This window comes from Pseudomonas sp. EpS/L25 (assembly GCF_001512295.1).
Classification (GTDB): domain Bacteria; phylum Pseudomonadota; class Gammaproteobacteria; order Pseudomonadales; family Pseudomonadaceae; genus Chryseomonas.
In genome coordinates this window covers 89951-116708 of the sequence record NZ_LNUP01000016.1, presented here as the reverse complement: position 1 = coordinate 116708, position 26758 = coordinate 89951, and the positions used below count along the sequence as shown (strand labels likewise).

The 26758-nt window shown below is 66.6% G+C and carries 18 protein-coding genes and 1 pseudogene; 10 read left to right on the top strand and 9 right to left on the bottom strand.

The features are described from left to right. Positions 1 to 24 precede the first annotated feature (24 nt). Positions 25 to 699, top strand: coding sequence for a ribose-5-phosphate isomerase RpiA (gene rpiA, locus AR540_RS21015; RefSeq protein WP_059231794.1), 675 nt, complete (start codon positions 25 to 27; stop codon positions 697 to 699). Positions 700 to 934: 235 nt separating this feature from the next. Here rpiA and serA read toward each other — a convergent pair whose 3' ends face one another. After that, positions 935 to 2164 (bottom strand): phosphoglycerate dehydrogenase, encoded by a 1230-nt coding sequence (gene serA, locus AR540_RS21010; RefSeq protein WP_059231792.1) that lies wholly within the window; start codon positions 2162 to 2164, stop codon positions 935 to 937. 224 nt (positions 2165 to 2388) lie between these two features. On the opposite strand from serA, the gene AR540_RS21005 reads away from it, so the two are divergent. From AR540_RS21005 to AR540_RS20995, 3 genes are all read left to right on the top strand, one after another. After that, on the top strand, positions 2389 to 3054 hold the full coding sequence (locus tag AR540_RS21005; protein WP_058774475.1) for a fumarylacetoacetate hydrolase family protein: 666 nt from the start codon (positions 2389 to 2391) through the stop codon (positions 3052 to 3054). Positions 3055 to 3132: 78 nt separating this feature from the next. Beyond that, a complete protein-coding gene (locus AR540_RS21000) occupies positions 3133 to 4038 on the top strand; it encodes an SdiA-regulated domain-containing protein (protein ID WP_059231790.1) in 906 nt (301 codons plus the stop codon). A gap of 71 nt (positions 4039 to 4109) precedes the next feature. Continuing rightward, positions 4110 to 5033, top strand: coding sequence for an SdiA-regulated domain-containing protein (locus tag AR540_RS20995; RefSeq protein WP_059231789.1), 924 nt, complete (start codon positions 4110 to 4112; stop codon positions 5031 to 5033). A 352-nt stretch (positions 5034 to 5385) separates the two neighbouring features. On the opposite strand, the gene AR540_RS20990 is transcribed toward AR540_RS20995, so the two are convergent. Continuing rightward, positions 5386 to 5910 (bottom strand): gamma carbonic anhydrase family protein, encoded by a 525-nt coding sequence (locus AR540_RS20990; protein ID WP_059231787.1) that lies wholly within the window; start codon positions 5908 to 5910, stop codon positions 5386 to 5388. 521 nt (positions 5911 to 6431) lie between these two features. On the opposite strand from AR540_RS20990, the gene AR540_RS20985 reads away from it, so the two are divergent. The 5 genes from AR540_RS20985 to AR540_RS20965 all read left to right on the top strand — a co-directional run bounded on the left by AR540_RS20985 (position 6432) and on the right by AR540_RS20965 (position 12787). Next, positions 6432 to 7883, top strand: coding sequence for an anion permease (locus AR540_RS20985; protein WP_059231786.1), 1452 nt, complete (start codon positions 6432 to 6434; stop codon positions 7881 to 7883). 1007 nt (positions 7884 to 8890) lie between these two features. Then, on the top strand, positions 8891 to 10426 hold the full coding sequence (locus AR540_RS20980) for an acetyl-CoA hydrolase/transferase family protein (protein ID WP_059231784.1): 1536 nt from the start codon (positions 8891 to 8893) through the stop codon (positions 10424 to 10426). Between the two features lie 243 nt (positions 10427 to 10669). Beyond that, the gene (gene pbpG / locus AR540_RS20975) at positions 10670 to 11581 is read left to right on the top strand and encodes a D-alanyl-D-alanine endopeptidase (RefSeq protein ID WP_059231782.1); all 912 of its coding nucleotides are present in this window, start codon (positions 10670 to 10672) and stop codon (positions 11579 to 11581) included. A 187-nt stretch (positions 11582 to 11768) separates the two neighbouring features. After that, the gene (locus tag AR540_RS20970; protein ID WP_059231781.1) at positions 11769 to 12485 is read left to right on the top strand and encodes a carbonic anhydrase; all 717 of its coding nucleotides are present in this window, start codon (positions 11769 to 11771) and stop codon (positions 12483 to 12485) included. A gap of 59 nt (positions 12486 to 12544) precedes the next feature. Continuing rightward, complete coding sequence (locus AR540_RS20965) at positions 12545 to 12787, top strand: hypothetical protein (protein ID WP_059231779.1); 243 nt, start codon at positions 12545 to 12547, stop codon at positions 12785 to 12787. Positions 12788 to 12800: 13 nt separating this feature from the next. Here the strand turns inward: AR540_RS20965 and AR540_RS20960 are convergent, their stop codons facing one another. The 7 genes and pseudogenes from AR540_RS20960 to AR540_RS20935 form a co-directional block, all read right to left on the bottom strand. Continuing rightward, positions 12801 to 13235, bottom strand: coding sequence for an NUDIX hydrolase (locus AR540_RS20960; protein ID WP_059231777.1), 435 nt, complete (start codon positions 13233 to 13235; stop codon positions 12801 to 12803). Further along, complete coding sequence (locus AR540_RS20955) at positions 13235 to 14245, bottom strand: AI-2E family transporter (RefSeq protein WP_059231776.1); 1011 nt, start codon at positions 14243 to 14245, stop codon at positions 13235 to 13237. Before AR540_RS20955 ends, AR540_RS20960 begins: the two co-directional genes overlap by 1 nt. 293 nt (positions 14246 to 14538) lie before the next feature. Beyond that, positions 14539 to 15480 carry a diguanylate cyclase domain-containing protein gene (locus tag AR540_RS20950; protein WP_059231774.1) on the bottom strand — a complete coding sequence of 314 codons (942 nt, stop codon included), beginning with the start codon at positions 15478 to 15480 and terminating at the stop codon, positions 14539 to 14541. Then, positions 15477 to 20339, bottom strand: a complete 4863-nt coding sequence (locus AR540_RS20945; protein WP_059231771.1) for a PAS domain S-box protein — start codon at positions 20337 to 20339, stop codon at positions 15477 to 15479. Before AR540_RS20945 ends, AR540_RS20950 begins: the two co-directional genes overlap by 4 nt. Before the next feature lie 497 nt (positions 20340 to 20836). Next, the gene (locus tag AR540_RS26705) at positions 20837 to 21601 is read right to left on the bottom strand and encodes a methyl-accepting chemotaxis protein (protein WP_442963812.1); all 765 of its coding nucleotides are present in this window, start codon (positions 21599 to 21601) and stop codon (positions 20837 to 20839) included. Positions 21602 to 21694: 93 nt separating this feature from the next. Continuing rightward, positions 21695 to 22729 (bottom strand): annotated as a pseudogene (locus AR540_RS26700) (HAMP domain-containing protein); the annotation flags it as partial. Positions 22730 to 22914: 185 nt separating this feature from the next. Next, positions 22915 to 23865, bottom strand: coding sequence for an AEC family transporter (locus AR540_RS20935; RefSeq protein ID WP_059232049.1), 951 nt, complete (start codon positions 23863 to 23865; stop codon positions 22915 to 22917). Between the two features lie 322 nt (positions 23866 to 24187). On the opposite strand from AR540_RS20935, the gene AR540_RS20930 reads away from it, so the two are divergent. Then, positions 24188 to 26620 carry a glucose/quinate/shikimate family membrane-bound PQQ-dependent dehydrogenase gene (locus AR540_RS20930; RefSeq protein ID WP_059231768.1) on the top strand — a complete coding sequence of 811 codons (2433 nt, stop codon included), beginning with the start codon at positions 24188 to 24190 and terminating at the stop codon, positions 26618 to 26620. Positions 26621 to 26758 lie beyond the last annotated feature (138 nt).

Here is a 26758-nt window from a genome sequence, read left to right as displayed (position 1 = left end):
ACCCGTTTCTCTGCGGATACCCCCATGAATCAGGACCAGCTCAAGCAGGCCGTCGCCCAGGCCGCGGTCGACCTCATCCTTCCCCAGCTCTCCCGCGACATCGTGGTCGGCGTGGGCACCGGCTCGACCGCCAACTTCTTCATCGACCTGCTGGCCAAGCACAAGCTGGAATTCGACGGCGCCGTGGCCAGCTCCCAGGCCACCGCCGACCGGCTGAAGCGCCATGGCATCACCGTCTATGACCTCAACGGCGTCAGCGATCTGGAGTTCTACGTGGACGGCGCCGACGAAGCCGACGGCCACCTCAACCTGATCAAGGGCGGCGGCGCGGCCCTGACCCGCGAGAAGATCGTCGCCGCCGTGGCGCGCACCTTCATCTGCATCGCCGATGCCAGCAAGCGCGTCGACGTCCTCGGCGAATTCCCGCTGCCGGTGGAAGTCATCCCCATGGCCCGCAGCCACGTGGCCCGCGAGCTGGTCAAGCTGGGCGGCGACCCGGAATACCGCGACGGCGTGGTGACCGACAACGGCAACGTCATCCTCGACGTGCACAATATGCACATCGTCGATCCAGTGGGCCTGGAAGCCAAGATCAACAACATCGTCGGCGTGGTCGCCAACGGCCTCTTCGCCGCCCGCCCGGCGGACGTGCTGCTGCTGGGCACCTCCCAGGGCGTGGAGCGCCTGGAGCGCAGCTGAATCCGTGGTGTGGAAAACCGCGTCAGCGTTTTCCACAGGTGAGCGCGGGCGAGACCAGTGGATAAGGCTGCGCCGTTCTCCACGCTACACGACTGATCGCGGCCACGGGCCGCTCCTACGAGAGCATCACTCCCTGTAGGAGCGGCCCATGGCCGCGATAAAGACTCCACCAGCACGCAAGCAAAAGCCCCGGTCAGACGAACCCGACCGGGGCTTTTTCATGCAGCCTCGAGGCTTAGAACAGCACGCGGCAGCGGATGGTGCCCTTGATGTTCTGCAGCTTCTCCTGGGCCAGGTCGGAGTACTCGGCGTCGACGTCGATCACCACGTAGCCGACCTTCTCGTCGGTCTGCAGGTACTGGCCGGAGATGTTGATGCCGCTCTCGGAGAAGACGCGGTTGATCTCCGACAGCACGCCCGGGACGTTCTGGTGGATATGCAGCAGGCGATGCTTGCCCGGGTGCGACGGCAGGGCCACTTCGGGGAAGTTGACCGAGGACACCGAGGTACCGTTGTCGCTGTACTTGACCAGCTTCTCGGCCACTTCCAGGCCGATGTTGGCCTGGGCCTCGGCGGTGGAGCCACCGATGTGCGGGGTCAGGATGACGTTGTCCAGGCCCCGCAGCGGCGAGACGAATTCGTCGTTGTTGGAGCGCGGCTCCACCGGGAAGACGTCGATGGCGGCGCCGATCAGGTGCTCGTCCTTGATGGCGGCGGCCAGGGCATCGAGATCGACCACGGTGCCGCGGGCAGCGTTGATCAGGATGCCGCCCTTCTTGATGGAACGGATCTCGCGCTCACCCATCATCAGCTGGGTAGCGGGGGTTTCCGGCACGTGCAAGGTGACGATGTCGCTCATGCCGAGCAGTTCGGTCAGGGAGCCGACCTGCTGGGCATTGCCCAGGGGCAGCTTGGTGACCACGTCGTAGAAGAACACCTGCATGCCCAGGCCCTCGGCCAGCACCGACAGCTGGGTGCCGATGGAACCGTAGCCGATGATGCCCAGCTTCTTGCCGCGGATCTCGAAGGAGTTGGCCGCACTCTTGATCCAGCCACCGCGGTGGCAGGAGGCGTTCTTGGCCGGAATGCCACGCAGCAGCAGGATGGCCTCGGCCAGCACCAGTTCGGCCACCGAGCGGGTATTGGAATAAGGGGCGTTGAACACGGCGATGCCGCGCTCACGAGCGGCCTGCAGGTCGACCTGGTTGGTGCCGATGCAGAAGCAGCCGACCGCGACCAGCTTCTTGGCGCAGTCGAACACCTCTTCGGTGAGCTGGGTGCGGGAGCGGATGCCGATGAAGTGGGCGTCGGCGATCTTCTCCTTGAGCTGGGCTTCCGGCAGGGAGCTTACGACGTACTCGATATTGCTGTAACCCGCGGACTTCAGGGTATCCACGGCGGACTGGTGGACGCCTTCCAGGAGAAGGAAGCGGATCTTGCTCTTGTCGAGGGAAGTCTTGCTCATCTGCGTTGAATCCAGGGTTTCCAAGGAGAGGGAGCCTGCGCGGCGATCCGACCGGAGTCGCCAGCGGCGAAGGGGCGCCATCTTAACATGAGCGACCAGGTGCAGGTCCGATTGCGACCTGAAGCTTTCTCAGGGCGACCATGAGCGCCTCGCGACCAGCATCGCCCCGCGACCGCCGCTTTTGGTTAAGATCGAAGGCGGACGCCACTCATCAGGAGCACAAGATGGCCTATCAGCACCAGTACCTCGACGGCACCAAGATCCACTTCTCCCTGGGCAAGGTCGTCTGCATCGGCCGCAACTACGCCGAACACGCCAAGGAGCTGAACAATCCGGTTCCCACCGAGCCCCTGCTGTTCATCAAGCCGGCCAGTTGCGTGGTCCCGGTGGCTGAAGGTTTCGCCATTCCCACCGACCAGGGCTCGGTGCACTACGAGGCCGAGATCGCCGTGCTGATCGGCAAGCCGTTGTCGAAGAAGCCATCCGCCGAGGAAGTACGCGACGCCATCTCCGGCTTCGCCCCGTCCCTGGACCTCACCCTCCGCGACGTGCAGAGCCGCCTCAAGGAAAAGGGCTATCCCTGGGAGATCGCCAAGAGCTTCGACGGTGCCTGCGTGCTCGCGCCCTTCGTGCCGGGCGATGCCTTCGAGGACCTGGCCGACATCCCGGTGCGCCTGACCATCAACGGCGAGGTGCGCCAGGACGGCAACAGCCGTGACATGCTCAATCCCATCCTGCCGCTGATCCAGGCCATCGCCGGGCATTTCTCCCTGCAACCGGGCGATGTCATCCTCACCGGCACCCCGGTAGGTGTCGGACCGCTCAATGTGGGCGATGAGCTGGTGCTGGAGCTGCCGGGCGTTAGCCGCTTCGAGACCCGCGTGCTATAAAACCGCCACCCACCGTCGCCGGACGAGTGTCAGGCGACGGTGCGTCTGGCACCCGGTGACTCTCCAACAAGAAGCCGCATGTCCAGACTCCCTCGCCTCCTCCTGTTCCGCCTCCTCTCCGCCTTCGTCCTCTTGGTACTGATCGTCCTCAGCGTCGTCTGGCACTGGAACGACCGGGCGCTGCTCTGGTGGCAGGAATACCGCACGCCGCCAGAGGTGCGTGCCGCTTCGGTCTGGCTGCCGGACTACCAGGCGGTGATCCAGGGCAAGCAGCTACCGGGCCTGGCCGAGGCCGAGACCTCCGATCTCACCTACGATCCGCGCACCCGTACCCTCTTCGCCGTCACCGGCAATACCCCCTACCTGGTGCAGCTGAGCCTGACCGGCGACATCCTCAGGCGCATTCCGATTCGCAACGTCGCCAACCTGGAAGGGGTGAGCGCCCTGGAAGACGGCCGCCTGGCCATCGTCGACGAGCGCCAGCGGCGACTGTCGCTGTTCCGGCTCGCGGACGACGCCCAGGAGCTGGACGCCAACACCTTCGAACACCATGACCTCGGCTTTCCCGACGCCGGCAACAAGGGTTTCGAAGGCATCGCCTGGGACCCGCGCCGCCAGCGGCTGATCCTCAGCAAGGAACGCGACCCGGCCGCCCTCTTCACCCTGGCCAGCGACGGCCGTGGCGTCACCGGTAGCCTCCAGCCCTTCCCGCTCGAGCAACTGGTGATCGACTATTCCGCGGTAGCGGTCGATCCGCGTACGGGTCATCTGCTGGCGCTGTCCGACCAGTCCCACACCCTGGTGGAATTCACCGCCGAGGGCCAACCGGTCAGCTTCATCAGCTTGAGACGCGGCCTGCACGGCCTGGATGCCACCCTGGAACAGCCGGAAGGCGTGGCCCTGGACGAAGCCGGCAATCTCTACGTCATCGGCGAGCCCAACATCTTCCATGTGTTTCGCAAGGTGTCCGCGCCCGCGCGATGAGCGCCTATTCAGCTTGAATTCAGGACGGCGCCCTTAGGCTGCGCGGCAGAGCTGCAGAAGGACCGCCATCGATGTTCCCATTGTTTTCCCTACGCTTTTTCGGCACCGCCCTGGGCGCCGTGCTGTTGCTGGTCTTGACCCTGGTGGCCCAGCAACATCGCCTGTTCGAACGCCTCTGGTTCAATGTCCAGAGCCAGTTCCAGGCCGAGAGCCGGGAGGCCCGCTCGCTGTGGCTACCGGGCTATCGCGTCACCATCGAGGCGCGCGCCATCGGCGAAGGCATCACCGATGTGTCGGCGCTGAGTTTCGATCCGCATCGCCATACCCTGGTCAGCGTCACCAACAAGCCGGCACGCTTTCTCGAACTGGACCTGGATGGCAAGCTATTGCGCCAGGTGGAGCTCAAGGGCTTCAGCGATCCGGAAGCCATCGAATACATAGCCCCGGGCGTCTACATGATCAGCGAGGAGCGCCGCCAGCGTCTGGTGCGGGTGCAGATCGGCGCCGACACCCGCGAGGTGGACATCGACGACCGCCAGGTCAGCCATCCCTTCAGCCTCAGCGACGTGGAAGGCGACAACCGCGGCAACGAAGGCCTGGCCTACGACGCCGCCCGCGAGCGCTTCTTCGTCGCCAAGGAGAGCGATCCGGTGCGCATCTACGAGATCGACGGCCTCGGCAGCCAGGCCTTCGAGGGCCTGCAGGCGCTGTCGCTGCGCACCGATCCCCAGCGCGATCGCCGACTGTTCGTGCGCGACCTCTCCAGCCTGCAATTCGATCCCGGCACCGGTCACCTGCTGGCGCTCTCCGACCAGTCGCGGCTGGTGCTGGAGCTGGACGACGAGGGCCAGCCGATCAGCTCCCTGTCGCTGCTGCGCGGCCAGCACGGCCTGACCCGCAGCGTGCCCCAGGCCGAGGGCGTGGCCATGGACGACCAGGGCCGGCTGTACGTGGTCAGCGAACCGAATCTGTTCTATCGGTTCGAGAAGCCGTGAGGGGTGGGGGCCAGGCCGTGAGCTGATGGGCGGGCCGCTGCAGACAAACGCCTGCTCGGATAGCCCCCTCTCCCCTTGGGAGAGGGTTGGGGTGAGGGCGCGCCTGGCAACGAATTCGTGCCTGCTTTTGTGTCGACGTAAGGTGTGATCGCAGCCATGGCGATCTGCCAACGCGGCCGCTCCTGACTGCTTCTGTGCCGGATTGATGTTTGATCGCGGCCATGGGCCGCTCCTACAGGGGAGTGATGCTTTTGTAGGAGCGGCCCATGGCCGCGATTAGTCAGACGACCCTCACCCTCCTCTCCCAAAGGGAGAGGGGGTCATCTAGCGCGAAGCGCGGCTCCCGAGCCCCCTACTCCCCCTGCTCGAACAATTCCTCCAGATAGCGCCGCGCATTGGCCACGTAGACCTGGGCGTTGGCCGCCAGCTGCGCCTGCTGGGCCTCGCTCAGGGTGCGCACCACCTTGGCCGGCGAGCCGAGCACCAGGGAGCCGTCGGGGATCACCGTGTTCTCGGTGACCAGGGCATTGGCGCCCACCAGGCAGTGGCGGCCAATGCGCGCGCCGTTGAGTACCACGGCGTGGATGCCGATCAGGCAGCCGTCGCCGATCTCGCAGCCGTGCAGCATGGCCTGGTGCCCGACGGTCACACCGCGGCCCAGGGTCAGCGGCGAGCCGGGATCGGTATGCAGCACGGCGCCGTCCTGTACGTTGCTGTCCGGGCCGATGTGGATCAGCTCGTTGTCGCCACGCAGTACCGCGCCGAACCAGACGCTGGCGCCCTCGTCCAGGCGCACCTTGCCGATCACCGCGGCGGTGGGCGCGATCCAGCTCTGCGGATGGGCCTCGACCCGCTGTTCTCCCAGGCGGTATTTCATGCTGCTGATCCTTTTTGTTGTTGTCGATGATGGAGGAGCCGATTGTTCGCCGGTGGCGGTCCCAGGCGCAATCCGGTGCGACGAGCGCCGCGGTTGTTGCAAATAATTCTCGATACAGAAAGAATGGCCGCCGCTGATCCAAAGCCGTTGAACTGCGACGAAAGACCGCGGCCAGAGCCCTGGGCAAGGGCTGCGGCCTTTGCAACGCTTGGCCGCCGTTTACGCCGGCGTTAGAAGCTGTTCACGATCTCGCGAGCTGGAGCCGAACAAGGCGCAACGACCAACGGGAGTAACAGCCAACGGCTGGCCCGTAGGGTAAGCGCCAGCGAATCAAATGCCTGAGGAAGCGCATCGGACCGCGCTCTAGTTTACGACTGGTAAATGAGCATTCCGGTGGGGCTGGTCTTCCAGGCCATTTTCAACACCGTTTGGCCGACGCGCAGCAGGCCGTGAACAGCTTCTAACGCAGGGACAGGCGATTCGGCAGTCGACCCGAGACCACCGCAAGCTACGAGAGCCCGATGCGTACCTCCTGGAAATTCCTGCTGCCCCTGGCCGTCGCCGGCCTCCTGGCCTTGCTGCCCGCACCGGACGGCCTGGCCCCGCACGCCTGGCTGTACTTCGCCCTGTTCGCCGGCGTAGTGGTCGGCCTCATCTTCGAACCCCTACCCGGCGCGGTGATCGGCCTGATCGGCGTGGCCCTGGCCGCCCTGCTGGCGCCCTGGGTGCTGTTCAGTCCGGAGCAACTGGCCACGCCGGGCTTCCGCCCGCCCCAGGAGGCGCTGCGCTGGGGCCTGGCCGGGTTCGCCAACAACACCGTCTGGCTGATCTTCAGCGCCTTCATGTTCGCCCTGGGCTACGAGAAAACCGGTCTCGGTCGGCGGATCGCGCTGCTGCTGGTCAAGGCCATGGGCCGGCGCACCCTGACCCTGGGCTACGCGGTGATGCTGGCGGACCTGGCCCTGGCGCCCTTCACCCCGTCCAACACCGCGCGCAGCGGGGGCACCGTCTACCCGGTGATCCGCAACCTGCCGCTGCTCTACGATTCCAAACCCAACGACCCCAGCGCCCGGCGCATCGGCTCCTACCTGATGTGGGTGGCGATCTCCTCCACCTGCGTGACCAGCACCCTCTTTCTCACCGCCCTGGCACCCAACCTGCTGGCCACGGCCCTGATCGAGAAGACCGCCCAGTTGCACATCAGCTGGGGCCAGTGGTTCATCGCCGCCGCGCCCATGGGCATCCTCCTGCTGGCCCTGCTGCCGCTGCTGGCCTACTGGCTGTATCCGCCGGAGATCAAGCGCAACGACCAGGTCCCGCTGTGGGCGGCCAAGGAACTGGCCGCCCTCGGTCCGCTGACGCGCAACGAGAAGCTGCTGCTGGCCCTGGTGATCGGCGCCCTGGCGCTGTGGATCTTCGGCGCTGCCTGGGCCGATCCGGCGCTGGTGGGTGTCCTGGTGATCGTGCTGATGCTGCTGCTCAAGGTCATCACCTGGGACGACGCCCTGGGCAACAAGGCCGCCTGGAACACCTTCGCCTGGTTCGCCACCCTGGTCGCCCTGGCCGACGGCCTGACCCGGGTCGGCTTCGTCGCCTGGTTCGGCCAGTGGGTGGCCGGCCACCTGGGCGGCTTCCACGCCGGCACCGCCATGGTGGTGCTGGTCGTGGTCTTCTATCTCGCCCACTACCTGTTCGCCAGCACCACCGCCCACACCACCGCGCTGCTGCCGGTGATGCTGGCCGCCGGCATGGGCATCCCCGGCATCGACCTGCCGGTGTTCGCCCTGCTGCTGGGCACGTCGTTGGGGCTGATGGGGATCATCACGCCTTACGGCACCGGGCCGAGTCCGGTGTACTACGGCAGCGGCTACCTGCCCAGCGCCGACTACTGGCGGTTGGGGACGATCTTCGGCGCGCTGTTCCTGTTGGTGCTGCTGGGGATTGGGGTGCCGTGGATGATGATGGTGGCGTGAGGGGGGTGGGCTGAGGCCCGTGTCTTGGTGGCTCGGGCGAAGCAGCGGAGGTTGGGTTGAGCGATAGCGAAGCCCAACGAATAGGAGCCGCCTTAGCTGGCTATCGAGTGCCTTGACGCTTTTTGTTTCGCCCCCTCGGGCGACTCACTTTTTTCAGTCGCGAAAAAAGTAAGCAAAAACGCTTGCCCCGGTCATCCGGCCCGGCGCGAAGCGCCGGGTCCACTCACCCCAGCGCCGCTCCGGGGTCGGCCTACACGGGCCGTCCATGGCCCGTTAGGCCTCTCGCCGCATCCATGCGGCTCGACCCACTCCACGACACTGGGGCTCGCCCTCCTGAACGGGCGGTTTCGCCAGCCTGAAAGTTTTGGTTGAAGAGCCACTAACAGCTCGTAGCGTGGACAACGGCGCAGCTTTGTCCACTGATAGTGCCGGTACCTTCCAGTGGAAAACGCTGCGCGGTTTTCCACGCTACGACCGAACTCCGAATCCTCAAGCTGACGTCCCGTCCCCATCAGTGAGGCCGAGTTCCGGTGTCGTGGCGGGGGTTGCGAGGCAGGACGCCGAGCGAGGCGCGAGGGGCAGGAAGCCCCTTCGTGCCGTGCCCCTGCCACGGCGCCGGAGCGAGGGAAACGTAGCGCAGCGAAGTAACAGCTGCAGGCTGGCCCGAAAGGGTGAGCGAAGCGAATCACCCGGAGCGCAGCGGAGGGCCGAACTGTTGGGGTGTGCTTTCTTTTGCTTACTTTTCTTTGCACAAGCAAAGAAAAGTGAGTCGCCGGCCAGGCGAAACAAGAACTCTCAGCAAAGCTCGATAGATAGTCTGGGCACCGATAGAAAGGTACCACTGTCAACGCCGCACTGTTGGGCTTCGCTATCGCTCAACCCAACCTACGCCACACTCCTCCCAAAATTTCCCCCACCACCCGACCTTTTGCTTAGGGACCTAAGCACCCCTTCCGCGTAGAATCCACATTCTTAGTGTGCTTTCGATAACACCCGCAGAGGTCGTCATGTCCCACCGTATTCGCCATCCTGGCTTCGCCGCCAAACGCCAGAGCGCCGAGCAGGCCGCCCAGTTCATCCGCCACGGCATGACCGTGGGCATGAGCGGCTTCACCGGCGCCGGTTATCCCAAGGCCGTACCCGGTGCTCTGGCCCAGCGCATCACCGCGAGCCACGGCGCCGGCGAGGCCTTTCGCATCAAGGTGCTGACCGGCGCCTCCACCGCACCGGAGCTGGACGGCGCCCTGGCACGGGTCGATGGCATCGAGTTGCGGGTGCCCTTCCAGTCCGATCCGGAGTTGCGCAGTCGCATCAACGCCGGCGGCCTGGACTACATGGACATCCACCTCGGCCAATTGGCGGAGAAGGTGCGCTACGGCTTCTTCGGCAAGATCGACGTGGCGGTGGTGGAGATCGCCGCCATTCGCGAAGACGGTCTGCTGGTGCCCTCCTCCTCGGTGGGCAACAACAAGACCTGGCTGGACATGGCCGATGCGGTGATCCTCGAGGTCAATCGCTGGCAGCCCGATGCCCTGGACGGCATGCACGACATCTACACCGATGGCGCCCTGCCGCCCCATCGCACGCCCATCCCGCTGGCCCATCCCGGCGACCGCATCGGCTCACCCTACCTGGAGGTACCGTTGGACAAGGTGGTGGCCGTGGTGGAAACCGATGCCCCTGACCGCAACAGCCCCTTCAAGGCGCCGGACGCCGCCTCCCAGGCCATCGCCGCGCACCTGTTGGACTTCCTCCGCTTCGAGGTACGCCAGGGCCGTATCCCGGCCAACCTGCTGCCGATCCAGTCGGGCGTGGGCAATATCGCCAACGCCTTCATGCAGGGCCTGGCCGAGAGTGAGTTCGAGGGGCTGACCGCCTTCACCGAGGTGATCCAGGACGGCATGCTGGAATTGCTCATCAGTGGCAAGATAGAATTGGCCTCGGCCACCTCCTTCTCCCTGAGCCCGGTGGGCATCGAGCGCTTCCTCGCCCACGCCGAGTCGCTACGCCAACGCATCATCCTGCGCCAGCAGGGGGTGAGCAACCATCCGGAACTGGTGCGCCGCCTGGGCTGCATCGCCCTCAACGGCATGCTCGAAGCCGACCTCTACGGCAACGTCAACTCCACCCACCAGATGGGTACGGGGATGATGAACGGCATCGGCGGCTCCGGCGACTTCGCCCGCAACGCCTACCTGTCGGTATTCATGGCGCCGAGTACGGCCAAGAACGGGCTGATCTCGACCCTGGTGCCCATGGTCAGCCACGTCGACCATACCGAGCACGACGTCTCGGTGATCGTCACCGACCAGGGCCTGGCCGACCTGCGCATGCTCAGCCCCAAGCAGCGTGCCCGCGCCATCCTCGAGCACTGCGTGCACCCGAGCTTCCGCCCGGCGCTGCAGGATTACTTCGACCGCGCCCTGGCCGGCAGCCATGGCAAGCACACCCCGCACCTGCTGCCCGAGGCCCTGTCCTGGCACGAGCGCTACCTGGTCACCGGCAGCATGCTCGGTCCAACGGCCCAGGAAGCCCATGACTGAAAGGCAAGGCGCCCGACCTCTTTCGGGCGCCCATTCGCTCCGCCATCCCTGCCGTCCGTCGCCCATCTGCAACTAATTGTGACTTTTTCCCAGCGCGCTGTGTAAAAAGCTGCCTTGTCGGATTCCCAGCCGACAATCCGGGTGATAAAAGACGTGAAATCTCTGCGCAATGTCCTTGATCTGCAAGGGGCATTGCCGTTCGCGGTTGTTCTGACCCCGCCCCCCTTTTCGAGAGCTGCCACCGTGAAGATCTGTCATCAACTTGCCGGCCTGTTGCTGGCTGGCTTGGTCGGGCTGAGTCCGGCCGTCCTGGCCCAGACCCCACCGAAGGTCAAGGCCGCGGCCGCGGCCACTGCCCAGCGCCTGGCCTCCAACCACGCCCTGGTCGTGGACCTCAAGACCAACCAGGTCCTGTTCGCCCAGAATCCCGACCAGGTCGCCCCCATCGCCTCGGTGACCAAGCTGATGACCGCCATGGTGGTGCTCGATGCCAAGCTGCCGCTGGAGCAGACCATCGACATCGACATCAGCGAGAACCCGGCCATGCGCGGCATCTTCTCGCGGGTGCGCCTGGGCAGCCAGCTGAGCCGGCGCGACATGCTGCAACTGGCGCTGATGTCCTCGGAAAACCGCGCCGCCACCAGCCTCGCCCACCACTACCCGGGTGGCCAGAAGGCCTTCGTCGCCGCCATGAACGCCAAGGCCCGCGCCCTGGGCATGAAGAACACCCGCTACGCCGAGCCCACCGGGCTGTCGCCGCTCAACGTCTCCACCGCCCGCGACCTGGTCACGCTGCTCAAGGCCACCGAGCACTATCCGCTGCTCGGCCAGCTCAGCACCACCCCGGAAAAGACCCAGGCCTTCCACAATCCCAACTATGTGCTGGGCTTTCGCAACACCAACCATCTGGTCTACAACGCCGACTGGAGCGTGCAGCTGACCAAGACCGGCTACACCGACAAGGCCGGTCACTGCCTGGTGATGCGTACCGTGATGGCCGGCCGGCCGGTGGCCTTCGTGGTGATGGACGCCTTCGGCAAGTTCACCCACATGGCCGACGCCACCCGCGTCCGCCGCTGGCTGGAAACCGGTGCGCTGAGCCCCCTGCCGGGCGCACCCAAGGCGGGGCGCAGTACGGTACTGGCGCGGCAATGACGCCCGCTTGAGCGAGTCCCGAAGCCGCGTTCCGACGCGGCTTTTTCATGCCCGGCGTTTTTCCACGGGTCGGATACGCGCCGCCTCGCCTGGCGGAATCGGCGGCGGACGGCAATAGTTATCCCTGGCGCTGGAAACCGCAGTACCGGCTCGCTCACGCCCGTCCGTAGCTGAAGAGGTCGCTCCGATGAAGCCCTCCCTGTCGCGTCGTCGACTCCTGCATTGCGCCTGCTGCCTGCCGGTGGCCGCTGCCCTGGCGCCTCTCACCCTGCCCGCCCTGGCCGCCCCGACCAAGGCCCATACCACTCTCACCGCCGAGCAGGCCCTGCAACGGCTGATCGACGGCAATCAAGGCTTCATGGACGACCAGCCCCTGCATGGGGAAACCAATCGCGATCGTCGTCTGGAGATCGCCAAGGGCCAGACACCCTTCTGCGTCCTGGTGTCCTGCTCGGATTCGCGGGTCTCGCCGGAACTGCTGTTCGGCCGTGGCCTGGGCGAGCTGTTCATCGTGCGCAACGCCGGCAATACCCTGGACACCACCGCGCTGGGCTCGGTGGAATACGCCATCAGCCAACTGGGGGTGCCGCTGATCGTGGTGATGGGCCACGAGAAGTGCGGCGCGGTGGAGGCCGCGGTGGCGGTGGTGGAGCAGAACGCCCTCTATCCCGGCGCCATCGGCGCCATGATCGAACCCATCCTGCCGGCGGTGCTCAGCGCCCGCGCCGGCAATCCGCCGGACCTGCTGGAAGCGGCGGTACGCAGCAACGTACAGCGCACGGTCAGGCGCCTGCGCGCGGCCTCCGAGCCGACCCTGCTGGCACCGCAACAGGACGGTCGGGTCAAGGTGGTGGGCGCCTACTACACCCTGGAAAACGGCCACGTGGACTTCTTCGACGTCTGAGGCCGGCACCCCGGGCGTCAGGTGCGGTCTAGGCCTGTATCTCCCACCTGGAACGCCCCATGAGCAAAGACGCGATCGCCCACGAGTACTACGAGACCGTCACCGGCCGCTGCTGGCTGGATGACGTGCGTGAATGGCGCCGCTTGCAGGCCGAGGCCCAGGCCGCCGCGGATCGCTATCTGGCCTGCCCGGAGGATCTCGAAGCGCCCGAGCGCCTGCGCCTGGAACAGGCATGGCGCGCCATCAATGAAGAAGCTGGCGCCTTCTGGCAGCGCATGTGGGCGAATCTGGATCGTCAGTGAGCGAGCAAAGGGCTCAGGTAGCGGTAACGACGAGCTCCATCAGGCCTTCGGGGACCAGTCGGCAGGCGTCATCAAAGGAGGCTAGCGAGCGCCAGGTTGCCAGGAAGGCCTCACCATCGCTCTCCTGGCCGGGCAGCTCCGCCCGCTCATAGAGCTGCCGATCGGCGAATTCGGCCGCGTAGACCAGCACTACCTCGTGGCCTGGCCGCCCCGCATAGCTGAACAATGACTCCAGGGTGCCCAGCAGCCTTACCTCGGCCAGCTCGACACCCAATTCTTCGCGGATTTCCCGGCGCACGGCCGCCTGGCTGGTTTCGCCGAACTCCACACCACCGCCCAGGGGACGGCAGAAGCTCAGGCCATCGTGCGGGTCTTGCATCTGCCGTATCAGGATCTGGTCGCCCTGCCGTAGGACACAGAGGGCCAGGACGCGAATCCGACCGCCCATCACACCAGCCCCTCCGCCTTCAACTCGCTCTTCAGATAGGCGTAGTACACCGGCGCCGCCACCAGGCCGGGCAGGCCGAAGGCCGCCTCGAACACCAGCATGGCTACCAGCAGTTCCCAGGAGCGGGCGCTGATCTGGCCGCCGACGATGCGGGCGTTGAGGAAGTATTCCAGCTTGTGGATGGCGATCAGGTAGCCCAGGGCCGCCACCGCGACCCAGATCGACAGCGACAGGCCGGCGATGAAGATCAGGGTGTTGGACATCAGGTTGCCGATCACCGGCAGCAGGCCGAGGATGAAGGTAAGGATCACCAGGGTCTTGGCCAGCGGCAGGTGGACGTCGAACAGCGGCAGGACACCGAGCAGGAAGATGCCCGTCAGGGTGGTGTTGAGCAGCGAGATCTTGATCTGGGCGAAGACGATGTTGCGAAAGGCCTGGGCCACCAGGCCGAGGCGCACCAGCAGCGCGCCGGACAGCGGCCGCAGGCGCTCGGGATCGGGGGTGGGCTGCAGGGCGACGATGGCGCCGAGGATCATGCCGATGAGCACGATGACGAAGGTGCGTGCCGCATCGCGACCGAACAGCTGCAGCTGCGCCACATGGGCGCGTACCCATTCCACCAGTTCCTGCTTCATGCCGTCGGCGTTGGCCGGCAGGTAGGCGTCCAGCGAAGGCGGCAGCTGGGCGCGGGCGCGCTCGGTGAGCACCATGAACTTGTCCAGCAGCCGTCCGGGGTTCTGCACCTCCTGGATGATGAAGCTGGTGAACCAGACGAAGAACAGCGTCAGCAGGCTCACCACCAGGGCGCCGAGCAGGGCGACGGCGAGCCAGCGCGCGCCGCCCCCGGGCAGATGGCGCTGCAGGCGCCCGGCCAGGGTATTGACCAGTTCGTAGACCAGCAGCCCGGCTAGCAGGCTGGGCAGCAGCTTGAGCGGGAGAACCAGGTAGAGAGCGGTGAAGACGATGATCCAGCTGGCCAAGATGGCCTGGCGTTGCGTGAAGGCGTACATAGATTACCGGCGGCAGAATCCCTGCCCGCAGTCTGACAGTCTGCCGCCTCGCCGCCCAGCCTGGTGTCGTGTTTCAAAAGTTATCTACGCAATTTTGGCGGCGCTTTTTCGCCCTGGGCGTTGTTGCCACTCCTCGCCATAGCCCTGCTATGACTCGTCGCGGCGCCTAGCCCAGTCGGAACGCCGAACCGCCCAAAAATCACTCGCCAATTCTTGCGCGAACTTCTGAAACACCACACTAGACGAAGAAAGCCTTCGACCTCTGTTACCCGGCGTTACCTGGCAGGTGCCCCTCAGCCCGCCAGTTCGGCAGCGCAGACCCGGGCGCGGCCCTGGTGCTTGGCCGCATAGAGCTGGGCATCGGCGGCGGTGATCAGGGCGGCCGGATCGACGGCGATCGGCGGCAGCGCGGTGGCCACGCCCAGGCTCAGGGTGACGTAGCCGGTCACCGAGGAGTAGCCGTGGGTCAGGCGCTGGTCGTGCACCTGCTGCAGCAGCCGCTCGGCGACCTGGGTGGCGCCTTCCAGGTCGGTCCCCGGCAGCAGGCAGCCGAATTCCTCGCCGCCGTAGCGCGCCAGCAGGTCATAGGGACGGAACAGCCCCTGCCCCAGCGCCTGGGCGACCTGGCGCAGGCACTGGTCGCCGCCCAGGTGGCCGTAGTGGTCGTTGTAGGCCTTGAAATGATCGATATCCATGAGGATCAGCGAAAAAGGCGTGCCTTCGCGCTGGCTCTGCCGCCAGCCGCGCAGCAGTGCCTCGTCGAACTGGCGGCGATTGGCGACGCCGGTGAGGCCGTCGACCAGGGCGATGCTGCGCAGGGCGTCGCGCTGCGCCTTGAGGGTCAGCTGGGTGCGTACCCGGGCGCGCACGATGACCGGGTTGATCGGCTTGCTGATGAAATCCACCGCGCCCAGCTCCAGGCCGGTCACCTCCTCGTCCGGGCCTTCCTGGCCGGTGACGAAGATCACCGGAATGGCCGCGGTGGCCGGATCGGCCTGCAGCCGGCGCAGGACCTCGTGGCCGTCGAGCTGGGGCATCATCACGTCGAGCAGGATCAGATCCGGCTGCTGGGCCAGGGCCAGTTGCAGGGCCTGGGCGCCACTGGTGGCCATCAGGGTCTCGCAATCCTGGCGAAAGAGTTCGTGGAGGATGCGGATGTTCAGCGGTTGGTCGTCGACGATCAGCAGCTTGGCTTTGCTGCGCCGCCCGGCGGCCTCGGCGGTCGGCGGAGTCATAGGGCTTCCTTCAGATCAGGCAGGATGGTGAGCGCCGCGGCGAAGTCGAGGGTCTCGATCTGGGCGCGGAAGAGGTCGTAGCGCACCTGGGCTTCGGCACGGCAATGCACGGGCAGCCTGGCGATCAGCTCCAGGGCTTCGAGATTGCCCTGGCTGAGCAACTGTTCGAGTTCATCCAGCCGTGCGGACCAGTCGACCAGGGTGTCTTCGTCGGTCGGGATTTCCGCTTCGGCCGGGGTAGGCACGGCAGGCGGCAGGACCTCGGCCAGGGCGCTGCGCAATTCGACGAGGGCTTCGTCGAGCAGCTGTCGCAGGGTCGTCAGTTCCATCGCCACCTCCAGCGGGACACCCGCCCCGGCCTTGCCGGCGCGTTCGCCCTCGGCAGCGCGCGCGGCCAGGCGCTGCGCACCCATGGTGCCGGCGCTGCCCTTGAGGGAGTGTAGTACGGCCACCGCTGCGTCGCTGTCGGCGGCATGCCAGGCCTGGGCGAGGTGATCCAGCAGGCTGACGGAATCCTCGGCGAAGCGCTCCAGCAGCGAGCCGAACAGCCGGGCATCGCCACCGAAGCGGCGCAGGACGAGGCTCAGGGGTTCCACCTGGCGATCCTCGCCGACCGGCGCGGCAAGGGGCGCGGCGCCGACCTCCTGGCCGGTCAGGCGCTGCAGGCGGGCGACCAGCAGTTCCAGGTCGATGGGCTTGCCGACATGGTCGTCCATACCAGCCGCCAGACAGGCGTCGCGGTCGGCATGGGAGGCGTTGGCGGTCATCGCCAGGATCGGCAGGGTGCGGAAGCGGCCGTCGGCGCGGATACGGCGGGTGGCTTCCAGGCCATCGATGTCGGGCATCTGCATGTCCATGATGACCACGTCCAGCGGCGCGCCGGAGAGTACCCGCTCGACCCCTTCCAGGCCGCCCTCGGCCAGTTCCACCTGGGCGCCCTGGGCCAGCAACAGCTCGGCGGCCACCTGGCGGTTGAGGGCATTGTCTTCCACCACCAGTAGGCGCAGGCCGGCCAGCCGGTGGCTTTCGTCGACCACCGCGGCGGCGTGGACACCGGCCGGGATCTCGGCGCCCAGGGCCCGCTCCACCACCTCGACGATCTGTGCCGGGGTCACCGGTTTGGTCAGGTAATCGTCGAAGGGCGCATCGGCGCTCTGCTGGGTTTCGGACAGGAAGTCGCGGCCGAAGCCGGTGAGCATGATGACCTTGGGTCGGTCGTCGGCCTGCCGCTCGCGCAGCTGCCGGGCCGCCAGCAGGCCATCGCCGTCGGGCATGCGCCAGTCCATGAGCACCGCTTCATAGGGCTGCTCCTGTTGCCGGGCCTGGGCGACCCGCGCGAGGGCGGCGGCACCACTGGTGACCAGGTCCACCTGCCAGCCGAGGGCGGCCAGGGTTTCCACCAGCACCTCGCCGACCAGGGTGTTGTCGTCGGCCAGCAGCACCCGCCGGCTTACCGGCGCCAGCTGGGCCTCGCCCTGGCTGTCCACCGCCAGGGCGGCATCGAACCAGAAGCGGCTGCCCACCCCCAGCTCGCTTTCCACCTGCAACTGGCCGTCCATCAGCTCCACCAGGCGCTTGCAGATGGCCAGGCCCAGCCCGGTGCCGCCAAAGCGCCGGCTGATCGAGGCCTCGGCCTGGGTGAAGCCCTGGAACAGTTGCTCCTGATGGGCCGGGCTGATGCCGATGCCGGTGTCCTGCACGGAGAATTCCAGCCGCAACTGACCGTCCGCCCGGGACAGCTGGCGCACGCTGACCAGCACCTGCCCCGCTTCGGTGAACTTGAGGGCGTTGCCGGCCAGGTTGATGAGGATCTGCTGCAGGCGCAGGCTGTCGCCGATCAGGGCGGTGGGCAGCCCGGCATCGAGGCGGTAGTTGATCTCGACGTTCTTCTCGCCGCTATTGCCCGAGAGCACCACCCCGAGGTTGCGCAGCACCTGCTCGAGGCTGAAGGGATGGACGTCCAGCTGCAGCTTGCCGGCTTCGATCTTGGAATAGTCCAGCACGTCGTTGAGCAGCCCCAGCAGCGAGCGCGCCGCCTGCTGGGCCTTGGTCAGGTAGTCACCCTGGCGGGCGTCGAGCGCGGTGCGCTGCAACAGTTGCAGCATGCCCAGCACGGCGTTCATCGGCGTGCGGATCTCGTGGCTCATGTTGGCCAGGAAGGACGACTTGGCCTGGCTGGCCAGGTCGGCACGGGTGCGCTCCTCGCGCAACCGGTTCTCCAGTTCCAGCTGTTCGGTGATGTCCCGGTTGATGCCCACCACCCGCAATACCCGGCCGCGCGGATCCCGCTCGGTGCGGGCGCCGGCGACGATGTGCCGCAGCGAGCCGTCCTGGCGGCGCACGCGAAACACCGGATCGAACACCGCACGCCCGGCCATGGCCGCGCCCAGGCGCTCTTCGGCGCTGGCCAGGTCATCGGGGTGCACGCGGCAGCGCCAGTCGTTGTAGGTGATGCCCGCGACGCGCTGGGCGTCGCTCCATTCGTAGAGTTCGAACATCCGCTCGTTGCACTGCACCTGGCCGGTGTCGGGCTGCCAGCACCAGATGCCCAGTTGGGCGACGTCGGCGGCCATGGTCAGCTGGTCGCGAGCCTGCAGCAGCGCCTGGCGCTGGCGACTCTGCTCGGTGATGTCGGCGATGATGGCCACCGCCAGGCGCTCGCCGTCGGTCCACATCACCCCCAGGCTGAGGGTGATGGGGAAGACGCTGCCGTCCGCGCGACGACCTTCCATCTCCTGGCCCTGCTGGCCGGCCTGGTCGTCGGCGATTTCCTGCGAACAGCTGAACAGTGCCTCGTAGCCGGCCAGATAGCCGGGAATCAGACGACGGATGGGTTGCCCCACCACCTCGGCCGCGCGATAGCCGAAGATGCGTTCGCCGGCCGGGTTGAAGGAGCGCACCAGGCCATTGCTGTCCACGGTGACGATGGGGCTGACCGCGGTGTCCAGGATCGCCCGGGTCAGGGCGAGGCTGGCTGCCAGCTCCTGCTCGGCGGCCTTGCGCTCGGTGACGTCGGAGGCGATGCCCAGGTAGCCGCTGACCTGGCCCGAGACATCGCGCATGGTGGTCACCACCAGGCTGACGTCGCGGTGTTCGCCGTCGCGCCGGACGAAGGTCCACTCGCGGGCGTCGGCACCGGCGCGTTCGGAGCGCTCCACCAGCACGCGGAAGCCGGCGACCGGCAGGCCGTACTCGGCTTCCAGGGCCGCGCCCTGGGTCGCCAGCTCTTCCGGCAGATGGAAATCGCTGGCCTGCCAGCGCCCCACCACCTCGGCGGCGCGATAGCCCAGCAGGCGCTCGGCGCCTTCGTTGAACAGGGTGATGCGACCCTCGTGGTCGGTGGCGATGATGCCCACCTCGGAGGCCGCGCGTAGCACGTCGCCGAGCAGACGGTTGGTCTGGCTCAGTTCGGCAGTACGCTGGGCCACCTGCTCTTCCAGCCGGGCATTGAGCGCCAGGATCTCGGCCTGGGCGGCCTTTTGCAGCGAGATGTCGCGCACCGTCTTGGAGGCGCCGATGATCCGGCCGTCGCGGCCGCGCATGGGCGAGACGCTGACCAAGACATCGATGAGACGGCCGTCGCGGTGCTGGCGACGGGTCTCGAAGTGCGGCACCGGCTCGCCGCGGCCGATGCGTTCGAGCACCGACCATTCCTCGTGCTCCAGCTCGGTGGGCACCACCAGATCGAGCAGGCGCTGGCCCACGGCGTCGCTGGCGGAGTAGCCGAACAGCTCTTCCGCCGCGTGGTTCCAGCTCAGCACCACGCCCTGGAGGTCCTTGCTGATGATGCCGTCGGAGGAACTTTCCACCACCGCGGTGAGATTGGCCTGGTCCTGCTGGTACTGGCGGCGGCGTTGCCGGGTGGTGAGCAGGGCGAAGGTCAGGCCGGCGGCCAGCAGGCTGACGAGCTTGCCGATCAGATGGACCAGGGGCAGCGACACCAGGTTGAGACTGGCGACGAACGCGGGGGTGGCGGTAAACGCCATCTGCCAGCGGCGGCCATAGACCTCACGGGTGGTCACCACCTGGGAGAGCGCCGTGGCAGCCGGCTCGTCGGTGGCGCCGCGGGTATAGAACAGCGTGGGCCGGGTCGGCTCGGTCACGTCGCTCAGGCGGATCAGCAGACCGGGTATGTCCAGGCGCAGACTGCCGAACAGCTCCTGAATGCTCAGGGGAACATAGGACCAGCCCAGGGTGGCGGCCTCGCGTTGGGTCGGGTCCTTGGGCAGTAGGCCGTCGTGATAGATCGGCAGCATCAGCAGCAGACCGCGCTCCGGCGGTTGGTAGGCCTGCAGTTCCACCGGCCCGGACAGGTGCAGGCTGCCGCGCTGCATGGCCAGGACCGCCGTCTCGCGGCGCACCGGTTCGGACGCCGCATCCATGCCGACGGCTCTCTGGTTGAGCGCCACCGGCTCGACGTACTGGACGACGAAGCGATCTCCGCCATGGGGCGCGAAGCTGCGGATGGTGAAGTCCGGCCAGCCATCGGCGCGGGCGGCGTGGACGAAACGCTCCTCCTCGGCGACGGGAACCCGGCGGATGAAACCTATGCCGCGCGCCCCGCGAAACTCCTGATTGAGGTCGTGGGTACGGCCATAGTGCTCGAGCAGTTCGCGCGACAGTCCCTTGCCGGCCACCACGATGACGTCGCGCATACCGCTCAGGCTGTACTCGTAGACGCGCAAGCGCTCGAAGATCTGCTCGCGGACATCGGTCGCCGCGCTTTCCAGGGCATGGCGGACCTGCCGCTCGTTGCGCTCGGCCAACTGCCGGGTGACCAGCGAGGTCAGCAGCACGCCACAGAGGAAGACGCCGAGACTCCAGCGTACGCGAGAGGATTTGCACAGCCGGATGAACATGGTGCCCCTGGTGGCAAGGTGCCACGCCGAGAATTGGCAGGGCCAGGGAGGTGCAGCGCGACGCTGGGCATGGGCCGACACCGGACCTGGCGGTAACGACTAGCCCATCGGCGGGAAAAAAGGCTTTCTTGATGCCGCGAGTCGGCCGCTTGGCCGAGCCGTCACCGCCGACTTGCGCAAAGCGGCTTGCCAGAGCATCTTTTTGCGCTAATTAGTTTTACTTTTTCAGACGAGTGGCAGGGCCCGCCAAGCCCTTAAACCGCCCAGGAATACTGGCTAGCGGCCAGCTTCCCAGGCACGGCGCTAGTGTGGTGTTTCAGAAGTTATCTAGACAATTTTGGCGGCGCTTTTTCGGCCGCAGCGGCGGACCGTCCTGGCGGCGCTGCCACTCCTCGCCATAGCCCTGCCATGACTCGTCGCGGCGCCTGGCCCAGTCGGAACGCCGAACCGCCCCAAAATCACTCGCCAATTCTTGCGCGAACTGCTGAAACACCACACTAGATCCGGAAACCACCCACCAGCCGCTGCAGGCGACCGGCCTCGGCTTCCAGGGCGGTGCAGGCCGCCAGGGTGGCCTGGAGGTTGTCCACACTCTGCTGGTTCAGCAGGTTGATCTCGCTGATGTCCATGTTCAGCGTCTCCACCACCGAGGTCTGTTCCTCGGTCGCCGTGGCCACCGATTGGTTCTGGCCGTCGATCTCGCCGATGCGCTCGGTGACGCTGCCCAGCCGTTCGCCAGCGCTCTTGGCCACCTGCATGCTGTGGGCGCTCTGCCGCTGGCTTTCCTGCATCAGGGCCACGGCGTCGCGGGAGCCGTGCTGCAGCTCTTCGATCATCTGCTGGATCTGCTGCGCCGAACTCTGGGTACGGCTGGCCAGGGAGCGCACCTCGTCGGCCACCACGGCGAAACCACGGCCGGCTTCACCCGCGCGGGCCGCCTCGATGGCGGCGTTGAGCGCCAGCAGGTTGGTCTGCTCGGAGATGCCGCGGATCACCTCGAGGATCTGGCCGATGTTGGCGGTCTTGCCGTTGAGCGCCTCGATATGCTCGCAGCTGGTGCCGATCTTGTTCGATAGCGCCTGCATGGCGTGCAGGGCTTCGTCGAGCACCTCGCGGCCCTCCTCGCCTTGAGCGCGGGCGGTGCTGGCCTCGCCCGAGGCATGGGCGGCGTTGCGGGCGATCTCCTGGGCGGCGGCGCCCAGTTCGTTGATCGCCGCGGCCACGCTGGTGGTGCGTTGGGCCTGGACATCCGATTGCCGCATGGACGATTGGGAAGCCTCCAGCACCCGCCGGGTGACCTGATTGAGTTCGCCGGTGCTATGGGCCACGTCGCGGATCGAGGTGTGGATACGGGCCACGAAGTGGTTGAAAGCCTCGGCCAGGGCGCCGAATTCGTCCTTGGACTGCACCGGCAGCCGCCGGGTCAGGTCGCCTTCGCCCTGGGCGATGTCGTCCATGGCGCGGGTCAGCTCGTGCAGCGGACGCAGCAGCACGCGAATCAGCAGACCCAGCAGCAGGATGATGGCGAGCACCGCCACCAGGGTGGCGACGATGGCCAGGTTGCGCGCCTGGGTCACCGGGGCATAGGCCTTGGCCTGGTCGATGGACAGTGCCAGGTACCACTTGACCGAGGGCAGGCCTGCGACCGGGGTGAAGCTCACCAGGCGGTCGCTGCCGTTCTGCAGGACGTGATGGAAGCCAGGGGCCAGGCTCGGCGTCTGCTCGGGGAAGACATCCTTGAGCGATTTCAGCACCTGATCGGCGTGGCTGCTGACCAGGATCTTGCCGTCGGCGTCCACCAGGAAGGCTTCGCCGAGGCCGCCGGCATCCAGCGAGGTGATCATCTTCATCAGGCTGTCCATCACTAGGTCGCCGGCCACCACGCCGATCAGTTTGCCGTTCTGCAGGACCGGCGCGGCGATGGTGATGCAGAGGAAGTTCTGCGGTGGCGCGGTGAGATAGGGCTCGGTGAGGATGGGGCCACCGGCACTGACCGCGGCCTTGTACCAGTCACGCTGGCGGGCGTCGTAGCCGGCTTCCATGGGCGTGTGGGGACGGTCGGTGAAGGTGCCGTCGACCTCGCCCAGGTAGGTGGAGTCGAAGTTGCTGGTATAGAGCTTCTGTTCGAGCAGGCCGACCACATTGGCCGGGCTGCTGTCGCGGGCCAGCACCTGCGCCTGGCTGTCGATGAGCTTGATGCGGGCGTCGAGCCAGTAGGCGATGTTGCCGGCGGTGGTCCGGCCGATCTCGCTCAGCGAGGCCTCCAGGCTCTGGGTGATGGCCTGGCGTTGCAGGTAGGCATTGAAGCTGGCGAAGCCGGCCAGGGCCAGGGTCACCACTAGGGCGGCCGCCAGCAGGATCTTGTGGCTGAATTGGAGCGAGCGTTTCATGGTTACCACGCGTAAGGCTGGGGAGTGGGCGGCCACGCTCCTCGCAACTAGTTATTGCGATAGGCATCGAGAGGGCGAACCGACCGGGGGACGATCGAGGCCACACTATTTACGCTCAAATCTGACTTTTTGGCCGGATACAACCGATAAACGTTCTCACATAACCGATGTCCGGCCAGTCCGGTCTAGAGCAGGCTGAATCCCTTCAGCAGTACCAGCCCCAGGTTGGTGGTCAGCATCCCGCCCAGGGTGCTGACCACCACGATGGCCGCCGCCAGCTGGGCATTGCTGCCAGCAGCCCGGGCCATGACGAAACTCGATGCCGCCGTGGGACAACCCAGGTAGAGAAAGAGAATGCCCAGCGCCGGTCCCTGGATGCCCACCACCAGGGCACCCAGCACGCCGAACAACGGAATCCAGACGATCTTCCACAGGCTGGCGCCCACCGCCAGGCGACTGCTTTCGCGCAGGGACGCCAGGGACAGGGTGGCGCCGATGCACATCAAGGCCAGCGGCAGGGTGAGCCCGGCGAAATAGCGCGCCGAGGTATCCAGCCAGCGCGGCAGTTGCCACTGGAAATAGGCGAAGGGAATCGCCAGGAGGATGCCGATGATCAGTGGATTGCCGAGGATGCTGCGCAGCAGGGTGCGCCAGTTGGCCTCCAGGTGCGGGCTGTAGAGCGCCAGCACGATGGTCGAGAGCACGTTGTAGAAGAGGATGACCATGCCCGCCATGATCCCGCCCACCGACAGGCCGTAGTCGCCGTACTGGGTGGCCGCCAGGGCCAGGCCGACGATGCCGCAGTTACCGCGAAAGGCGCCCTGCACATAGACCCCGCGGTCGGCCTGCGGACAGCGCCAGACCGCCCAGCCCCAGGCCGCCAGGAAGCTCGCCACCGTGGCCAGGGCGAAGTAACCCAGCAGCAGCGGCTGCAGGGCGTCGCCGAGATCGGCCTTGACGATGCCGAGAAACAGCAGCGTCGGCATGGTGGCGCGAAACACCAGGTTGGACGAGGTGTTGATGAAGGCGGTATCGATCCAGCCCAGCCGCTTGAGCAGGCCACCGAGCAGCACCAGGGCGAAGACCGGGGCGGTGACGTCGAAGGTCGCCTGGACCAGGGCAAGTACGTCGGACATGGCGGGCAACATCAGGAAAAGGCTCGCGATGGTAGCAGGCACGACGTGTCGCGGGCTCCTTCCTTCCGTCATCGCGAAGTGACATCAGTCAATGCTTAGCTTACTATCTACCCGCCCGATTCAACCGACGCCTTCCGCGCCATGCCTCGCTTCGCCTCAGCGCGACCCCACTAGCTTCCTGCCAGGGAAGCCGGCGAAGGGTGGAACAATAAGATAGACAACAGGTTCAGACGTAGCAGACGCCAGATCCGCATGCGGTTCCGATTTGCGCTGACGTCGGTCGAGTCGAAGTCTCTTTCACGATTGCATTGCGAGCACTGCCATGACTGTCACTTCCAACGCGAGACCGGGAGGCCTGCCTGCCAGGTTACTCGGCATCCTGTTCATCCTCCTGGGCCTCGCCCTGCTGGGGCTGGGCATCAAACTGGCCACCCTCGGCGGCTCCCTGTACTACCTCGGCGGCGGCGTGCTACTCGCCCTGAGCGGTTACCTGCTGTGCATCCGCCGGGCCAGTGGCGTCTGGGTCTATGCCTTCTTCCTGGTCATGTCCACCGCCTGGGCCGTGCTGGAAGTCCAGTTCGACTGGTGGCAGCTGGTGCCGCGCCTGGCACTCTGGTTCGTGCTCGGTCTGGTACTGCTGATCCCGGCGTTCCGCCGTCCGCTGGACAGCCGCAGCGGCGGCCTGCCGCTGGTGGGTTCGCTGGTGATCGCCGGCGCCGTTGCCCTGATCGCCCAGTTCGTCAACTACAACCGTCTGGACGGTGACCTGGGCCGCGACACCGCCGGCACCGAGAGCGCCGCGCCGACCGCCGCCGACGGCGACTGGCCCTCCTATGGCCGTACCGCCTTCGGTGATCGCTACTCGCCGCTCAAGCAGATCGACATCAACAACGTGAAGGACCTGCAACCGGCCTGGACCTTCCGCACCGGCGACATCCCCGGCCCGAACGATCCCCAGGAGACCACCGCGGAAAACACCCCGCTTAAGGTCAACGGCATGCTCTACGTCTGCACGCCGCACAGCCAGGTGATCGCCGTGGACCCCGACAGCGGCAAGGAAATCTGGCGCTTCGATCCCAAGCTGAGCACCCAGCACGCCGACAGCTTCAAGGGTTGGGCGCACATGACCTGCCGCGGCGTGGCCTACCACGACGACGCCACCTACGCCGGCACCACCACTGCCGGCCAGAGCCCGGCCACCGGCAATGCCGTGCCGGTCGACGAGCAGAGCACCCCGGTCGCCAACAGCTGCCCGCGGCGCCTGTTCCTGCCCACCGCCGACACCCGCCTGATCGCCCTCAACGCCGACACCGGCAAGGTGTGCAGCGACTTCGGCGACAACGGCCAGATCGACCTGAGCGCCAACATGGGCAGCTTCACGCCCGGTGGCTACTACTCCACCTCGCCGCCGGCGGTGACCCGCAACCTGGTGATCATCGGCGGCCACGTCACCGACAACGTCTCCACGGACGAGCCCTCCGGTGTCGTCCGCGCCTACGACGTGCACAGCGGCAAGCTGGTATGGAACTGGGACAGCGGCAATCCGGACGCCACCGCGCCCATCGCCGCCGACGGCATCTACACCCGCAACTCGCCCAACATGTGGTCGATGATGGCGGTCGACGAGAAGGTCGGCATGGTCTACCTGCCCATGGGCAACCAGATGCCCGACCAGTGGGGCGGTGACCGTACCCCGGCGTCCGAGAAGTACAGCGCCGGCGTCGTGGCCCTCGACATCGCCACCGGCAAGGTGCGCTGGAACTACCAGTTCACCCACCATGACCTCTGGGACATGGACGTGGGCGGTCAGCCGACCCTGGTGGACATCAAGACCGCTGGCGGCGTGAAACCCGCGCTGATGGCCTCCACCAAGCAGGGCAGCATCTATGTGCTGGACCGCACCAACGGTCAGCCCCTCTATCCGATCACCGAAACCCCGGTGCCCCAGGGCGCGGTGGCAGGCGACCACACCTCGCCGACCCAGCCAATCTCCTCGATCAACCTGGCCGCGCCGACCCTTAAGGAAAGCGACATGTGGGGCGGTACGCCCTTCGATCAGGCGCTGTGCCGCATCGCCTTCCGCGAGCACCGCTACGAGGGCATCTACACCCCGCCGTCCACCCAAGGCTCGATCGTCTATCCGGGCAACTTCGGCGTGTTCGACTGGGGCGGTATCTCGGTCGATCCGGTGCGCCAGATCGCCTTCCTCAACCCCAGCTACATGGCCTTCACCTCCAAGCTGGTACCGCGTGAAGAGATCGCCAACCAGCCGGCCCGCAAGAGCGAGACCGAGGGCATCCAGCCCAACAAGGGCGCGCCCTATGGCGTGATCCTGTCGGCCTTCCTGTCGCCGCTGGGCCTGCCTTGCCAGGCACCCGCCTGGGGCTACGTGGCGGGTCTCGACCTGACCACCGGCAAACTGGTCTACAAGCACAAGAACGGCACCGTGCGCGACAACTCGCCGGTTCCGCTGCCCCTGCCCATGGGCGTGCCCAGCCTGGGCGGCACCGTCACCACCGCCGGTGGCGTGGCCTTCCTCAGCGGCACCCTGGACCAGTACCTGCGTGCCTATGACGTGAAGAACGGCAAGGAACTGTGGAAAGGCCGCCTGCCGGCCGGTGGCCAGACCACCCCCATGACCTACACCGGCAAGGACGGCCGCCAGTACGTGCTGGTCTATGCCGGCGGCCATGGCTCGCTGGGCACCAAGCAGGGTGACTATGTGATGGCCTTCGCCCTGCCCGAGAAGCAGTAAGGGCGCCCGCGCCTGAACTCCCCTCTTCTCCGGGAGAGGGTTCGGGGCGAGGATGCTTCGAGCATTTTTGACATCCTGTTGGAACCCCCCTCGCCCCACCCCGAAATCCCGGCCCAACCGGGATTTTTTTCGCCTGGG

Bases quoted from the DNA above. Each gene is read 5' to 3' on its own strand.
- rpiA (WP_059231794.1), top strand. From the start codon at position 25: ATGAATCAGGACCAGCTCAAGCAGGCCGTCGCCCAGGCCGCGGTCGAC.
- serA (WP_059231792.1), bottom strand. From the start codon at position 2,164: ATGAGCAAGACTTCCCTCGACAAGAGCAAGATCCGCTTCCTTCTCCTG.
- AR540_RS21005 (WP_058774475.1), top strand. From the start codon at position 2,389: ATGGCCTATCAGCACCAGTACCTCGACGGCACCAAGATCCACTTCTCC.
- AR540_RS21000 (WP_059231790.1), top strand. From the start codon at position 3,133: ATGTCCAGACTCCCTCGCCTCCTCCTGTTCCGCCTCCTCTCCGCCTTC.
- AR540_RS20995 (WP_059231789.1), top strand. From the start codon at position 4,110: ATGTTCCCATTGTTTTCCCTACGCTTTTTCGGCACCGCCCTGGGCGCC.
- AR540_RS20990 (WP_059231787.1), bottom strand. From the start codon at position 5,910: ATGAAATACCGCCTGGGAGAACAGCGGGTCGAGGCCCATCCGCAGAGC.
- AR540_RS20985 (WP_059231786.1), top strand. From the start codon at position 6,432: ATGCGTACCTCCTGGAAATTCCTGCTGCCCCTGGCCGTCGCCGGCCTC.
- AR540_RS20980 (WP_059231784.1), top strand. From the start codon at position 8,891: ATGTCCCACCGTATTCGCCATCCTGGCTTCGCCGCCAAACGCCAGAGC.
- AR540_RS20970 (WP_059231781.1), top strand. From the start codon at position 11,769: ATGAAGCCCTCCCTGTCGCGTCGTCGACTCCTGCATTGCGCCTGCTGC.
- AR540_RS20965 (WP_059231779.1), top strand. From the start codon at position 12,545: ATGAGCAAAGACGCGATCGCCCACGAGTACTACGAGACCGTCACCGGC.
- AR540_RS20960 (WP_059231777.1), bottom strand. From the start codon at position 13,235: ATGGGCGGTCGGATTCGCGTCCTGGCCCTCTGTGTCCTACGGCAGGGC.
- AR540_RS20955 (WP_059231776.1), bottom strand. From the start codon at position 14,245: ATGTACGCCTTCACGCAACGCCAGGCCATCTTGGCCAGCTGGATCATC.
- AR540_RS20950 (WP_059231774.1), bottom strand. From the start codon at position 15,480: ATGACTCCGCCGACCGCCGAGGCCGCCGGGCGGCGCAGCAAAGCCAAG.
- AR540_RS20945 (WP_059231771.1), bottom strand. From the start codon at position 20,339: ATGTTCATCCGGCTGTGCAAATCCTCTCGCGTACGCTGGAGTCTCGGC.
- AR540_RS26705 (WP_442963812.1), bottom strand. From the start codon at position 21,601: ATGCGGCAATCGGATGTCCAGGCCCAACGCACCACCAGCGTGGCCGCG.
- AR540_RS20935 (WP_059232049.1), bottom strand. From the start codon at position 23,865: ATGTCCGACGTACTTGCCCTGGTCCAGGCGACCTTCGACGTCACCGCC.
- AR540_RS20930 (WP_059231768.1), top strand. From the start codon at position 24,188: ATGACTGTCACTTCCAACGCGAGACCGGGAGGCCTGCCTGCCAGGTTA.